Origin of the sequence: Chlorobaculum thiosulfatiphilum (genome assembly GCF_006265165.1) — a bacterium.
Taxonomy (GTDB): Bacteria; Bacteroidota; Chlorobiia; order Chlorobiales; family Chlorobiaceae; genus Chlorobaculum; species Chlorobaculum thiosulfatiphilum.
This window is the reverse complement of record NZ_VDCH01000012.1, coordinates 15,332-29,742: the sequence shown is the minus strand read 5'-3', so window position 1 is coordinate 29,742 and position 14,411 is coordinate 15,332. Positions and strand designations below refer to the sequence as shown.

Annotated in this window: 12 protein-coding genes; 11 read left to right on the top strand and 1 reads right to left on the bottom strand. The window is 51.7% G+C overall.

Annotated features, from left to right (window positions below):
* Positions 1-177 precede the first annotated feature (177 nt).
* Entirely contained in the window at positions 178-447 is a 270-nt protein-coding gene (locus FGF66_RS06950; RefSeq protein WP_139456943.1) for a YlcI/YnfO family protein, read from the top strand.
* On the top strand, positions 444-743 hold the full coding sequence (locus tag FGF66_RS06945) for a type II toxin-antitoxin system RelE/ParE family toxin (protein ID WP_139456942.1): 300 nt from the start codon (positions 444-446) through the stop codon (positions 741-743). Before FGF66_RS06950 ends, FGF66_RS06945 begins: the two co-directional genes overlap by 4 nt.
* Here FGF66_RS06945 and menH read toward each other — a convergent pair.
* Positions 734-1,534 carry a 2-succinyl-6-hydroxy-2,4-cyclohexadiene-1-carboxylate synthase gene (menH, locus tag FGF66_RS06940; RefSeq protein ID WP_139456941.1) on the bottom strand — a complete coding sequence of 267 codons (801 nt, stop codon included), beginning with the start codon at positions 1,532-1,534 and terminating at the stop codon, positions 734-736. The genes FGF66_RS06945 and menH overlap by 10 nt on opposite strands.
* A gap of 464 nt (positions 1,535-1,998) precedes the next feature.
* On the opposite strand from menH, the gene FGF66_RS06930 reads away from it, so the two are divergent.
* The 9 genes from FGF66_RS06930 to FGF66_RS06890 all read left to right on the top strand — a co-directional run bounded on the left by FGF66_RS06930 (position 1,999) and on the right by FGF66_RS06890 (position 14,314).
* Positions 1,999-3,906: a site-specific DNA-methyltransferase gene (locus tag FGF66_RS06930; RefSeq protein WP_139456940.1), complete on the top strand. Its 1,908-nt coding sequence runs from the start codon at positions 1,999-2,001 to the stop codon at positions 3,904-3,906.
* Between the two features lie 2 nt (positions 3,907-3,908).
* A complete protein-coding gene (locus FGF66_RS06925; protein ID WP_139456939.1) occupies positions 3,909-4,958 on the top strand; it encodes a PDDEXK nuclease domain-containing protein in 1,050 nt (349 codons plus the stop codon).
* On the top strand, positions 4,955-7,936 hold the full coding sequence (locus tag FGF66_RS06920; protein WP_139456983.1) for a type III restriction-modification system endonuclease: 2,982 nt from the start codon (positions 4,955-4,957) through the stop codon (positions 7,934-7,936). Before FGF66_RS06925 ends, FGF66_RS06920 begins: the two co-directional genes overlap by 4 nt.
* A 40-nt stretch (positions 7,937-7,976) precedes the next feature.
* Positions 7,977-8,465, top strand: a complete 489-nt coding sequence (locus FGF66_RS12645; protein ID WP_170181259.1) for a hypothetical protein — start codon at positions 7,977-7,979, stop codon at positions 8,463-8,465.
* 13 nt (positions 8,466-8,478) lie between these two features.
* Positions 8,479-8,808 (top strand): TfoX/Sxy family protein, encoded by a 330-nt coding sequence (locus FGF66_RS06910; protein WP_139456982.1) that lies wholly within the window; start codon positions 8,479-8,481, stop codon positions 8,806-8,808.
* Positions 8,809-8,844: 36 nt separating this feature from the next.
* A complete protein-coding gene (locus FGF66_RS06905; protein ID WP_139456938.1) occupies positions 8,845-9,333 on the top strand; it encodes a GNAT family N-acetyltransferase in 489 nt (162 codons plus the stop codon).
* 655 nt (positions 9,334-9,988) lie between these two features.
* Positions 9,989-12,601 (top strand): AAA family ATPase, encoded by a 2,613-nt coding sequence (locus FGF66_RS06900; protein ID WP_139456937.1) that lies wholly within the window; start codon positions 9,989-9,991, stop codon positions 12,599-12,601.
* Between the two features lie 357 nt (positions 12,602-12,958).
* Positions 12,959-13,483 carry a DinB family protein gene (locus FGF66_RS06895; protein ID WP_139456936.1) on the top strand — a complete coding sequence of 175 codons (525 nt, stop codon included), beginning with the start codon at positions 12,959-12,961 and terminating at the stop codon, positions 13,481-13,483.
* A gap of 60 nt (positions 13,484-13,543) precedes the next feature.
* On the top strand, positions 13,544-14,314 hold the full coding sequence (locus tag FGF66_RS06890) for an arylamine N-acetyltransferase family protein (protein WP_139456935.1): 771 nt from the start codon (positions 13,544-13,546) through the stop codon (positions 14,312-14,314).
* Positions 14,315-14,411 lie beyond the last annotated feature (97 nt).

Sequence of the window (14,411 nt, the reverse complement as noted above, 5' to 3'; positions counted from 1 at the left end):
AAGGGAGGGATCGTTTGGAGTAATCTTCCGTAGGGGCGGAGCTGTGTGTCCGTCCTCCGATTCAGCATAGAAAGTGGATGATGCGCATGACGTGCGCCAACTGGCGATTGCATGTTCGCCGCTGAATCGCTAATTTGCATTGCAAATACAACGCAATACCATCAAGCCACGACTGTCATGAAAAGCGTCTCGTTACCATCGCTGCGGGTCGAGCCGGAGCTTCGCAAGGCTGTCGAAGAAGTTCTGCGAGCAGATGAAACGCTCTCCTCGTTCATGGAGGATTCAATCAGGGCGAACATCGAGCGGCGCCTCAGTCAGAAAGAGTTTATCGCTCGCGGACTCACTTCACGGGATCGCGCTATCGAGACTGGTGAGTATGTCGATGCCGGGGCGGTTCTCGACAGGCTGGAGCTGATGCTGAACGAGGTGAAAGAACAGCGCTCATGAGCTTCAACGTCCGCTTTACCCCTGAAGCGGAAGACGATCTCGTGCGTCTCTACTCCTTTCTTCTGCGTGAGGATATGATCGCAGCCGAACAGGCGCTTGCCGTGCTCAGGAAAGCGGTCGATTTCTTGCGCGAATTTCCGTTCAGTTGCCGGAAAGCGATGCCTGGCAATCCATTGCTGCGCGAATTGCTGGTTCCGTTCGGCCAATCAGGCTATGTCATGCTGTTCGAGATCGAGAGCGCACACAGCGTTACCGTGCTTGCCGTCAGGCATCAGCGTGAAGACGATTACCACTGATCGGCAAACCGCTCCACGCTCGCAAGAAACCGCTCCGGCTCTTCGATGTGCAGCGTGTGGCCGCACCGCTCGAAGATTTCGAGGCGCGATTCGGGACAAAGCTCCGCCATTCGATGCCCGACCTCCACGTATTTTGAATCCTTTTCGCCGACGCAGAAGAGCATTGGCAGGCGGTTGCCGGGCAGCTCGTTCCAGAACGACGGCTGGTTGCCGGTGCCGAGCAGGCGCAGAGCGCGGGCGAGGTTTTGCGGCGAACCCTGCTTGCGTTGCGCCTCGACTTCGTGGAAGAGCGCGTGGCTTTTCAACGTCGCGAAAAGCGGCTGGTCGTACCAGAATTCGATGAATCCCTCGAAATTTCGCTCGATCTTCCGCGCGATGCCCTCGTCGCTTTTCCGCCGCGCCGCCCGCTCCTCCTCCGTCCGCAGGCCCGGCGACGACGACACGATCACCGCCTTCGAGAACAGCTCCGGACGGCGCAACGCCAGCGCCAGCCCGATCCGCCCGCCCATCGAATAGCCGACCAGTACGCACGGCCCGGCGCTCAACCGCCGAACTTCGCCCGCCAGCGCCTCGACCGTTCGCATGAAAAATCCGTCCGTCTCGCCATCCGCCGCCGGAATCGCCGCTTCGCCATGCCCCGGCAGATCGACCAAGACGCTGCAAAAGCGTCCGTCGAGTTTGCGGGCGAACGGCAGCCAGTCGCTGCCCGATCCGAGAAATCCGTGCAGAAACACGATCTTCGGCAGCGCCGGGTCGCCGACGGTGGCGAGGTGGAGGGGGATGGTTGTCATGGTGAATCAAGCGTTCGTTGTCGATGTGGCTGTGCGAGCAATATAGCCAGCGAGCCGTTCACTATGCGTTTGCGACTTATGTGCTAATAGTGGAAATTGAATGCCTTGGCGGGTTCATCACCCCCCTCCGGCTCGATGAGCTGCACTGCAACATCAGAAGTATCAAAAAAACGAATGGCTCTCAGGAAATCCGATCTCTATTCCATCCTCTGGCAGAGCTGCGACGCCTTGCGCGGAGGCATGGCGTACTTTTTCGTAGTGATGGCGTAATCGAAATGCGGCGCAACCTTGTCTGGTTTGGGTATATTAAAGGCGTCTTCATGATCGACGCCCGTGCGGGCTGCATGGCGAGTTCGTCCCTCTGCGCCGTGCGCGGGAAAAGAGAGGCAGATTCCCCGGCAGGTTGAGCTGAACCCGGAACCAAGGCGGGTTGAAGCGCAACCGGCAACAGTAAAACAACAATTATGACCGGACAAGAAGAGTCGCCCATCAAGCCGTTCACCGCAGATGATCCCGAAGCCCGATCAGCCGATTTGCTGGCGGGCAATGTCGAGCAGTTGAAAACGATTTTCCCTGAAGCGTTCACCGAAGGCAAGATCGATTTCGAGGTGCTCCGCCAGCTTCTCGGCGGCACGGTGGAGGAGCGGGAGGAGAAGTACGGCCTCAACTGGCACGGCAAGCGGAAAGCTCGTCAGCTTGCGCTTACCCCGTCAACCGGAACCCTGCGCCCCTGCCCGGAGGAGAGCGTCGAGTGGGAGAGTACTCAGCATCTGATGATCGAGGGCGATAATCTTGAAGTGCTCAAGCTGTTGCAGAAGAGCTACTCCGGCAAGGTGAAGCTCATCTACATCGACCCGCCATACAACACCGGCAAGGATTTCGTCTATCCCGACAACTTTCAGGACAACATCAAAAACTACCTCGAACTCACCGGCCAGGTTGAAGGGGGCCGCAAGATCAGCAGCAACACCGAAGCCAGCGGACGGTTTCATACCGACTGGCTGAACATGATGTATCCGAGGTTGAAGCTGGCAAGGAATTTGTTAAGGGAAGATGGGGTGATTTTTATCAGTATTGATGATAACGAATCAAGCAATTTGCGGAAAGTGTGCGATGAGATTTTTGGGGAGGAGAATTTTTTAGCAGATATTTCTTGGGAAAAAAGGTTTACAAGGAGTAATAACTCTAAAACCTTTGCATCACTGGTTGAACATATTCTTTGTTATAGAAAGAGCGATTTATTGGCAGAAATAAAAGAGCCAAGAAATGAAAAGTCTGATTCAATTTACACAAATCCAGATAATGATTCTCGTGGAGTATGGACAAGTGTATCTTATGTAAATCCTGCTACTAAAGAACAAAGACCAAACCTTTATTATGGTATAACAAACCCGTATACAGGGGTAGTTGTATGGCATCCTACAAATGCTTGGAAATATGAAAAATCAACTTATGAGGAACATAAAGCTCACAACAAGCTTTATTGGGGAAGAAATGGTGAAAATACTTATCCACGTTTAAAGAAGTTTCTCTCGGAAATGGATGGCGGTATGGTGCCAGTGAATTTCTGGTCATATGATGATACTGGTTCTACTGATGAAGGGAGTAAAGCCTTGGAGAGTTTAATGGGTGTTAAAGTATTTGACTTTCCCAAGCCGCATGGGTTGATTCAAAGAATGGTAAAAATAGTCGCAGCGAAACCTAAAGACCTTATTCTTGATTTTTTTGCTGGTTCCGGTACAACAGGACATGCTTTGATGACACAGAATGTTCTGGATAGTGGTAACAGACGATATATCCTTGTCCAGCTTCCTGAACCATGTACACCAGACAGTGAAGCGTTCAAGGCTGGCTATAAAACCATCGCCGAAATCACCAAAGAGCGTCTTCGTCGTGCGGCGAGGAAGATCAAAGAGGAGAATCCACGCTTTCATGGCGACATTGGGTTCCGCGTCTTCAAGCTTGATTCAAGCAACATTCGCACCTGGGAACCGGACCCTCACGATCTCGAAGCATCGCTTTTCAACTCCATCGAGCACCTGAAGGCCGGTCGCTCCGAGGCGGACATTCTCTACGAGCTGCTCCTCAAACTCGGTCTTGACCTCTGTGTTCCTGTCGAGAAAAGGACATTTGCAGGCAAAGCGGTTCACTCCGTCGGCGGTGGTGTGCTGCTTGTCTGCCTTGCCACGCTTGTCACTCGTGAAGAGGTCGAGCCTCTGGCGCAAGGCATCGTTGCCTGGCACGGCGAGCTTGCGCCAGCGGGGGACACCACCTGCGTGTTCCGCGACAGCGCCTTTGCCGACGACGTTGCCAAAACGAACCTTGCCGCCATTCTCCAGCAGCACGGCCTTGAAATTATCCGGAGCCTCTAACAATGGCAAATCTGATACCGAACACGCCGCCCTTATCGGGCTTGCTGAATGCCTTGCGGGAACTGATTCAGCAAGGTCGGCAACAGGCTTTGCGAGCCGTGGACAGGGTGCAGGTGCAAACCTGCTGGGAGATTGGCCGCCATATCGTCGAGTTCGAGCAGGGTGGCCAGGCCCGTGCGGCATACGGAAAAAAACTTCTGCCAAAACTCGCGGAATCGCTGACCCGTGAATTTGGTAAGGGGTTCGATACCACTAATTTACGGCACATGCGAGGTTTTTATCTTGCTTTTCCAATTCGCGACACAGTGCGTCGCGAATTGAGCTGGTCGCACTATCGGGCACTGCTGCGAGTCAGCAACAAGGAGGCCCGTGAGTGGTACGTACACGAAGCCGCCTCGCAGAACTGGAGCGCCCGCGCGCTGGATCGGCAGATTGGCACGTTGTACTATGAGCGATTGCTGCTCAGCGGCGACAAAGCCGGCGTGGCTGCCGAGGCCGACGCCAACATCTCAGCACTGCAACAAACACCGCGGGAGTTCGTGCGCGACCCGGTGATGCTCGAATTCCTGGGGCTGCCCGGCACGGGCAAGCTGCTCGAGTCGAAGCTGGAGCAGGCGCTTATGGACAAGCTGCAAGCTTTTTTGCTGGAACTGGGCAAGGGGTTCGCTTTCGTCGCCCGTCAGCAACGCATCAGTACCGAGACACAGGACTTTTACATCGATCTCGTGTTTTACAACTATCTGCTCAAGTGCTTCGTGCTGATCGACCTGAAGACCGGTAAGCTTGCGCATCAGGACATCGGGCAGATGGACATGTATGTGCGTATGTACGACGACCTTAAACGTGGCGAAGGCGACAACCCGACGGTCGGTATTCTGCTCTGTGAGCATAAGGATCACTCCGTCGTTCGCTACTCTGTATTGAACGACAGTGAACAACTGTTTGCCACCCGGTACCGTCTGGTACTGCCATCCGAGGAAGAGCTTCGTCTGGAGATTGAGCGTGAACGCGATGCCATCGAGGCTGCACGTCGATGGGAGGAAGAGGAATGAAGCTGCACTTTGAACCAAACCTTGACTATCAGCTTCAGGCGGTTGAAGCGGTTTGCGACCTCTTTCGCGGCCAGGAGACCTGCCGCACGGAATTCACCGTGACCATGCCGACGACGAAAGCCATGCAGATTCCTGGCATGGAGAGTGACCTCGGTATTGGCAACCGACTGACGTTGCTCGACGATGAGCTGCTCAAAAGCCTGCATGACATTCAGCTCCGCAACGGTCTGCCGCCATCCGGCAGTCTCGCCTCCAGTGACTTTACCGTAGAGATGGAGACCGGAACGGGCAAAACCTATGTCTATCTGCGCACCATTTTTGAACTCAACAAGCGCTACGGTTTTACCAAGTTCGTGATAGTCGTTCCGTCGGTGGCGATCAAGGAGGGCGTGTATAAAACCCTTCAGATTACCGAGGAGCACTTCAAGGGTCTCTATGCCGGAGTTCCGTTCGACTATTTCCTTTATGACTCTTCAAAACCGGGGCCTGTTCGCAATTTTGCCACCAGTTCGCAGATTCAGATCATGGTGGTGACGGTTGGCGCCATCAACAAAAAGGAGGTCAACAACCTCTACAAGGAGAGTGAAAAAACCGGAGGCGAGAAGCCGATTGACCTGATCAAATCGACCCGCCCGATTCTTGTTGTGGACGAACCGCAAAGCGTCGATGGCGGTCTGTCGGGAGCCGGAAAGAGTGCGCTCGATGCCATGAACCCGCTCTGTACCCTGCGTTACTCGGCTACGCATGTGGACAAGCACCAGATGGTCTATCGTCTCGACGCGGTTGATGCGCACGACAAGGGGCTGGTCAAGCAGATCGAGGTGGCCGCCGCTACGGTGGAAGCGGCGTTCAACAAACCCTACGTTCGTCTTCTGAAGGTCGAGAACAAGCGAGGCACGATTTCCGCGCTCGTTGAGCTGGACAAGCTGACGGCCTCCGGTGTCAGGCGAAAGGAGCTGGCCGTGCAGGATGGCGATAATCTCGAAATGGTAACAGGCCGGGCGATCTATGCCGATTGCGCCGTCGGTGAAATCCGCGTCGAAAAGGGCAAGGAGTTTATGGAGTTGCGCTTCCCCGGTGGCGAGCAGTTCCTGAAACCCGGTGAAGCTTACGGTGATGTGGACGGCCTTGCCGTGCAGCGCCAGATGATTCGCCGCACCATCAGGGAGCACCTCGACAAAGAGCTGCGCCTGCGCCCTCAGGGCATCAAGGTGCTGTCGCTGTTTTTTATCGATGAGGTCGCCAGGTATCGCTCGTACGACGCGGACGGCAACTCGGTGAAGGGCGAGTATGCCCGCATTTTCGAGGAAGAGTATCGCCGGGCGGCGCGGCTGCCCGATTACCAGACGCTTTTCGGCGAAGTTGACCTGACTCATGCCGCCGAACAGGTGCATAACGGCTATTTCTCGATAGACAAAAAAGGCGGCTGGAGCAACACCGCGGAGAACAACCAGGGGAACCGGGAAAGCGCTGAACGGGCCTACAGCCTGATTATGAAGGAGAAAGAAAAGCTGCTCTCTCTGGATACACCACTCAAATTCATCTTTTCCCACTCGGCGCTCAAGGAGGGGTGGGACAACCCCAACGTGTTCCAGATTTGCGCGTTGCGTGAAATGGGAACCGAGCGCGAACGCCGCCAGACGATAGGCCGTGGCCTGCGCCTTTGCGTCAACCAGCAGGGCCAGCGCCTGCGCGGATTTGCGGTCAACACCCTCACGGTCATAGCAACCGAGAGTTATGAGCAGTTTGCCGAGAACCTGCAGAAAGAATTCGAGCAGGAGAGCGGTATCCGCTTCGGGATTGTGGAGGAGCACCAGTTCGCAGCCATTTCCATTACCACCGCTGAAGGCGAGTCGCTTCCGCTGGGATTCGAGCACTCGAAGCTCTTGTGGGAGCATCTGAAAGAGCAGAGCTATATCGACAGCAACGGCAAGGTGCAGGAGTCGCTGAAAAGGGCGCTCAAGGCGGGAGAGCTTGTCGTGCCGGAACCATTGACGGCGCAGCTCGATCAGATTGCCGCAGTGCTGAAAAAACTTGCCGGAGGGCTGGAGATCAGGAACGCCGATGAACGCAGGCCGGTGCACACCCGGCAGGCCGTGCTGCACAGCCCGGAGTTCAAAGAGCTTTGGGAGCGAATCAAGCACAAAACAACCTATCGCTTGCAGTTCGACAATGAAAAGCTGGTGGAGAGCTGCATCAAGGCATTACAGCAGGCTCCGCCAATTTCGAAGACCCAAATGCAGTGGCACAAGGCGGATATTGTTATTGGCAAATCAGGCGTCGAAGCAACCGAACGGAGCGGAGCTGCAACGGTGGCGCTCGATGAAAGCGATATCGAGTTGCCTGATTTGCTTACGGATTTGCAGGATCGCACCCGGCTTACCCGCCGAACCATCCATCGTATTTTGACGGCCTCCGGGCGGCTCAACGATTTCAAGCGCAACCCGCAACAGTTCATCGAGCTTGCCGCCGAAGCTATCAATCGATGCAAGCGCCTCGCCATTGTGGATGGCATAAAGTATCACCGGCTTGGCGACGAACATTTTTATGCCCAGGAGCTTTTTGAAGAAAAAGAGCTGACCGGCTACCTGAAAAACCTGATTCCGGTTCAGAAATCGGTCTATGAACAGGTAGTATATGATTCCGACGTTGAAGCAACCTTTGCCGATCAGTTGGAGAAGAATCTGGCCGTCAAGGTCTATGCCAAGCTGCCGGGATGGTTCAGGATTCCCACGCCGCTCGACAGCTACAATCCGGACTGGGCGGTACTTGTCGAACAGGATGGCGAGGAGCGGGTTTACTTTGTCGTCGAGACCAAAAGCGGCCTGTTCACCGACGATTTTGGCGACAAGGAGGGCGCGAAAATCGAGTGCGGCAAGGCTCACTTCAAGGCGCTCGGTGTTGGAGAGAAGGCGGCCCGCTATGTTGTGGCCCGATCAGTGGATGATGTGCTGAAAACCGCTTCCGTTCAACCATGAGGATTGTGAGTTTCGATGTATTTTTAATGTATTTTTTACTATGCCCACCACAGACGACTATCGCACCGGCAAGATTGTCGAGGGGATCAAAAAAGCCGAACTGGTGCTCGACAGCAGATCCGCATTGACAGATGGCGATCCCGCGTTCGAGCGTATCCGGGAGAAGATCGTGGCGTTCAAGCCTGTCTGGATCACGGCGGAAGAGGCAGCCGGGCTGATCCGTCAGGCGGAGATGGTCGCGGTTGGCGAGCGCGTTTGCCGGGCGCTGCATCCGGAGTCGCCGGTAACGCAGACGGTGTTTCTCGACGAGCTTGCCGAAGCGATGGCAGGCGTCGAAAAGGCGGAGATCGTCACGGCGGCGGAGGCGATGAAGGTCGTCAAGCGGCAGGCGCATCGCCGCATCATCGCTTCGATGGTCAGCGGCAAATACCTCGAACTCTGCGCGGCCTGGCCGAAGGACTGCGTTTTCTGCAAGGCTGAACGTGCAGGTATCCGCTGCTTCGGAGAGCATCCGGACTCTCGAATCTGAAAACAATGTCACTATGTCATCCGATCTACCGTTTGTCGAATATGCGTGCGAGCAGATGAGCGGCGCGGGCGCGATCACCTTCCGGAAGATGTTCGGGGAGTATGCGGTTTACTGCGAGGGGAAAGTGGTGGCGCTTGTGTGCGATAACCGGCTTTTCGTGAAACCCACCGCCGCCGGGCGCGACCTCGCCGGGCAGCTTGCCGAAGCGCCGCCCTATCCGGGAGCGAAGCTGCATCTGCTTGTCGGCGAAGAACTTGACGACCGTGAGTGGCTCTCGAAGCTCATCCGCGTGACCGCGCGCGAGTTGCCCGCGCCGAAAGAGCGACGTCCGGGGCGACATTGAAAAACAGACCTCAACGAACAAAGTTATTGCCGGAGTATGTCAGAGCATCAGCATCAGTTCACGATCCGCAGGGCTACTCTGGCGGATGCCGAAGCGGTGGCTTCGATGGTCGGCGATCTTTTGTCGGAGATCATGGAGGCGATTGGTATTCCTGCGTTCGAAGTGGCTTTCGAGGAAACGGCGGAGAGGCTGCTGAATTTTCTTGAAACCGGCCGCTATGTGGTGTTTGTCGCCATCGACGGGTACGAGGAGACTGTTGGTTTCATCGCCCTGCACGAAAGCTGCGCGCTCTACGCCGGTGGCGTGTTCGGCGTTATTCCGGAGCTGTACGTGCTCCCGGAGTGCCGCAGTTTTGGCGTGGGGCGGGGGTTGCTCGACGCGGCAGTGCAGTTCGGGCAGTCTCGCGGCTGGACGCGCCTCGAAGTCACGACGCCGCCGCTGCCTGAGTTCGACCGGACGCTCGCCTTTTACGAGCAGGAGGGGTTCGAGGTGACGGGTGGCCGCAAGTTGCGGGTGTTGCTTTGACGTTTTCGCTGCCGAGACATGACTGCCGAGGTCGGGATGCTCGAAAGGGGGAGTATCGCGGTCTGACGATTTTCCGCAGATCGACGCCATTGCAACGCGCCAAAAGGGGTGCGGACAGGAATGTCCGCCATTTATTGCTCTGGCCTTTAAAACTCTTAAACAATTGCCCCGGACTTCAGTCCGGGGTAAGCGGATAACGCAAAATAAATCAGGGCTTTAGCCCAATATTTTACAACGGCGTCGATTGCGTTTTTTTGTCGCCTGAGTAATAATGGCGGGCTGGAAAACCCGCCCTCCGTTCAAAAGGCTTGTCTGAGTTTTGCTTATGAGGCCGGCTTTTCGCATTTCCGGGGGTGGATAAAAATGGAAATCCTGCGGCTGATGCCCGCCATTCGCTTGTATGGCGGTACAAAATTTTTACATTTATAAATTGTGTTGGCTGAATTTACAAGGTAGTATCACCTTTCCCCCACAGCAAATGCCTCACGCAAGCACGTACATAAAGATCGCGCTTCTCGAATGCTGGGGTGGAATGCCACGATTAGCGGACGTACGGTGGAGCTGCTGGTGTTGGGTTGGCTTAGATTTGGATGGGGGGATTGGACAAGGCTAAAAAAAGAAAGCGTAAATTTGAAATACTTCACAATAGATAAAAATGGAAGAATCAAGCAACATATCAGAAGTAGAAAAACAAGTGGAGACACTTGAAGCGGAAGTGAAGAAATTCGCTAACGGACTTCATTATTGGGCAAAATATCTTACTGAAAAGATTTTGTCGGGTAATGAGATTTACGATGACGATATTGAGACTTCATATTCTTACCTACTTGAAGAATTAAAACTCAAAGAAGAAACTGAAAAGCCTGAAATTACAATCAACTACAATACTGCAAACACAGGAGACTATAAACCAGATTTACTCCTAACAAAACTTGAAAATGTTGAAGGTGTAAACGCTTTAACTGAAAACCAAACAATTGATTTTAGCCAAAACCTTACAATCATTTACGGTGCAAATGGCTCAGGAAAATCAGGCTATGCAAGGTTGCTAAAAAAGGCTTTTTACTCAAAAGCTCCTGAAGACATTTTACAGAATGTTCATCTTGAAAACGGGCATAAAAGTGTAAATGCAAAGTTTACTTTCAAATCCAATAATGCGGATATTCCGCTAAAATACTCACAAAAAGACAATGCAGAGTTTGAGCAATTTGCTGTGTTTGATGGCAAAGGGTTATTTAAACAACTTGCTGAAAAAAATGAATTTGAGTTCCGTCCAGCGGGACTAAGTTTCTTTGCCGAATACACAAATGCGGTCAATCGTGTAGAACAAAAATTAAATACCGATATTCAATCAAAAAAATCAGGAAACACAGCTGATGACCTTTCTGCTTTATTTGACGGAGAATCAGAAATTATGACTATTGTTCAGAACCTAAATGCTCAAACAAACATTGATGACCTGAAAAAATACACGCCTTTTTCTGATGACGATAAAGCCGAAAAAGAAAATATTCAGAAACAATATGACGAACTTCTTTTAGCATCAAAAGGTAAAGAGAAAGAACAAAGAAATCTTGAAGCAATAAAAAAGCAATTAGCTGAAAGTAAAACTTCAATCGAAACTATTAATAAATTTTTTGAAGGAGACTATCTGTTAAAAATCAAAAATACAATTGCTGAATGCGTCACCAAAATAGCAACAGCAAAAGCCGAAGGAATTGAACACTTTAAGACTGATAAAATTGAAGGTGTAGGAACAGAAGAGTGGAAAAATTTTATTGTGGCAGCCGAAGCATTCGCTAATAAACAGAGACCTAATAATGAAGCTTACCCCGAAAATGGCGACAACTGCATACTTTGTCAGCAACCACTTTCAGAAGATGCTGAAAAACTGATTATAAATTATTGGAAATTCATTAAGAGTGTAGCAGAAGAAAATGCAAGGAAAACACAAGAGGCGCTCGATAAAGAAAAGCAAGTATTTGAGAATCTAAACTTTGATTTATTTCCTGAAGATAAAACACTTACGATATGGTTAGCTGAAAAATACCCCGATGAATTAGAGGCGTTAAAGAATAAGCTTTCTGAACAGAAAATACTTTCTCAAAATATTGTTTCTGATATCCAAAACAAAACGGCAAACGATAGAAAGGAAATAAAGATAGATACAGAAAAATACACCACTATTGAAACAGTAATTGACGAATCCATTAAGTTCATTGAGGAGGATGAGCAATCAAAACAGTTGGCTAAATTATTAAAAACAAAAACGTTTTTTGAACACAAAGAGAAATTTAATACACATTTCTCGAAGTTTGAATTCTACGTTAATAATCAGGTTTGGCTTAAAAAAGCAGAGAATGCCAGCTTTGCAAAGCGCAAGATAACAGATGCTGAAAAAGCTTTATCTGAAAAGTATTTCAATCAAAAATATATTGATGTTTTCAATGAAGAGTGCCAGAAACTAAATGGAAATTTTGGAATTAACATTAATCACACTGGTTCAGGAGGTAAATCATACAGACAACTTAAATTAAAAGGAAAAACCCCAAGCGCAATTCTAAGTGAAGGCGAACAAAAAGTTATTGCCATTGCCGATTTTCTTGCGGAAATGCAGTTGTCTGAAGTAAACAGAGGGATTGTTTTTGACGACCCTGTCACATCCTTAGATGAGAAGCGGAAAAGTGAAATAGCTGAACGTCTTGTAAAGGAATCATCTCAAAAGCAAGTGATCATTTTTACTCACGATTTAGTATTCGTTTCATCATTGATTAGTCATTGTAAGGTATCTAATATTTTAAATGAGTGTCATTGGATTGAAAATGTTGGAGGTGGTCAGCCAGGAACAATTTGGCTGAGAAATACACCTTCGTTCGAAAAGGAATACAAGACATCAGGAAAAGCACAAAGTTATCATGATGACGCAAGGAAAAGTTCTCTTGGACAAAGAGAGGATAAAATTAAAAATGGTTTTGCTGCTTTAAGAACAAGTTATGAGACTCTGGTTGTATTTGGCTTGTTTAATGGAGTGGTTCAAAGATTTGATGAAAGAGTAAGTGTAGATAGCTTGGGAGGTGTAGTTTTTGATGCAGAAATAAAAGATAAAGTACTGGATGGCTTCTATCAATGTTGCAGGTATATGGAGGGCCATTCACATAGTGATAAATATTCATATAAAAAGCCAAGTATAGAAAATCTGAATGAAGAAATACAGCGGTTTAATGCAATAAGCAAAGAAATTAAGGATAAGAGAAAAGAAAAAGTCTAACCTATAAATATAGTTCATTTGGCGGATGGTGTAAAATTTGAAAATAATTACATTTATCAAAACATAAAGCGGCTTGATTGATAAGCGTTTCAAATCGCCAAATGCTTTATATTGTCACCGTTATAAGGAATAGGTTATGACCACGATTAAAACAATCTGAAAACCCTCGTTTTTTTTCGGGTCTCAACAACAAAAAATCTCATCCCCCCCTTCCCTCGTTCAACCGGACGCTCGACATTTACGTACAGTAAGGCTCCGCAGTAACAAGTGGCCGCAAGTTGCGGGCGTTGCTCTGAAATCGTATCGCCAAAATTCTCTACATTCAGACGATGTTCTCCTGTAATAAATCGACCTGTCATGGACGCTCTTTCGTTGCTTCTCGATCAGTTCCGCCACATGGGCTGGGCGGATGTGCTGGTTTTGTCCACGATTTCCGACAACCCCGTGGCGGCTGCGGATGCGTCTATCCTCGCCAAATTGCGGCACTTGCACGTGGTGCAGAAGATTTTTCTCGACGTGTGGCTCGCCCGTCCGCTCGATCCGCGAGTGGCCGATGATCTTGATCTCCGCGCTCTCTGCGCGTTCGCGCGTGGCGTCCATCAGGAATCGATGCGCTTTCTCGAAGCGCTGACACCGGCGGAGCTGGAGCGCGTCGTCGAGCTGCCGTGGTCGAAGACGGCGACCGCAAAGCTCGGCTTCGAGGTCGCCGCGCACACGCTTGCCGAAACGCTCGTGCAGGTTCCGCAGCACAGCGCCTACCATCGCGGGCAAGTCGCCACACGGCTGCGCGAACTCGGCGTCGATCCACCTATGACCGACTTCATCGCCTGGGTCTGGCGGCACAAGCCGGAAGCGGCGTGGCCGGGCGTTGACCGGGAGTGACGCAGCACGTCAGCAGACTCCTCAGATTCAGTATTTTGTTAAAAAAACTTCGGATAAGTGATGAAAGCCGCCAACTTCGACCTCGCCTCCTATCTCGCTCGCATCGGCTTCGAGGGCGATCCGTCGCCCGATTTCGAGACGCTGAAGCGTATGATGCGCTGCCAGCTCTGTTCGGTTCCGTTCGAAAATCTCGACGTGCAGGCGGGCAAAGTTCCCTCGCTCGCGCCCGAAGCGATCTGCGCCAAGATCGTCGAGCGACGGCGCGGCGGCTACTGCTACGAGGTGAACGGTCTCTTCGCGATGGCGCTCGAAGCGCTCGGCATTCCGTACCGGCTCGTGGCGGCGCGTCCGATGACCTACGCCGTCCGGCGTCCGAAAACCCACGTGGCGATTATCGCCGCCGTCGATGGCGCGGAGTGGCTCTGCGACCTCGGCTTCGGGAGTTTCGGCATTCGCGAGCCGATCGATCTCCGCTGGCTCGACCGGGAGTTGAAGCAGGATTTCGACACCTTCCGGCTGACGATAGCGTCGGAGCACGATTACCAGTTGCAGTCGCTCGTCGATGGCGAGTGGAAGAAGCTCTACGAATTCAACCTCTGCCCGCAGGAGATGGTGGACTTCGAGCCTGCAAACTGGCTCAACGCGACCCATCCCGATACGATTTTCACGCAGGGCCTGATCGCCGTCTTGCAACATCCAACCGGCAAACTGGTACTGAGCGGCGAGCGCTTCAGGAATTTTTCGGAAGGGCGGGTGGAGGAGAAGATTGTCAATCAGGAAGAGGTCGGGGAGCTGTTGCGGACGCGCTTTTTGCTGAATAGCGACCGTTGATCGCCATGCCCATGCAACTCTCGCCGGAGGCCTCGTCAGCGCGACGCCTCCGGCGAGCGGCGTAAAATCTTACTTCGGCAGGTACGCCCTCTGCTGG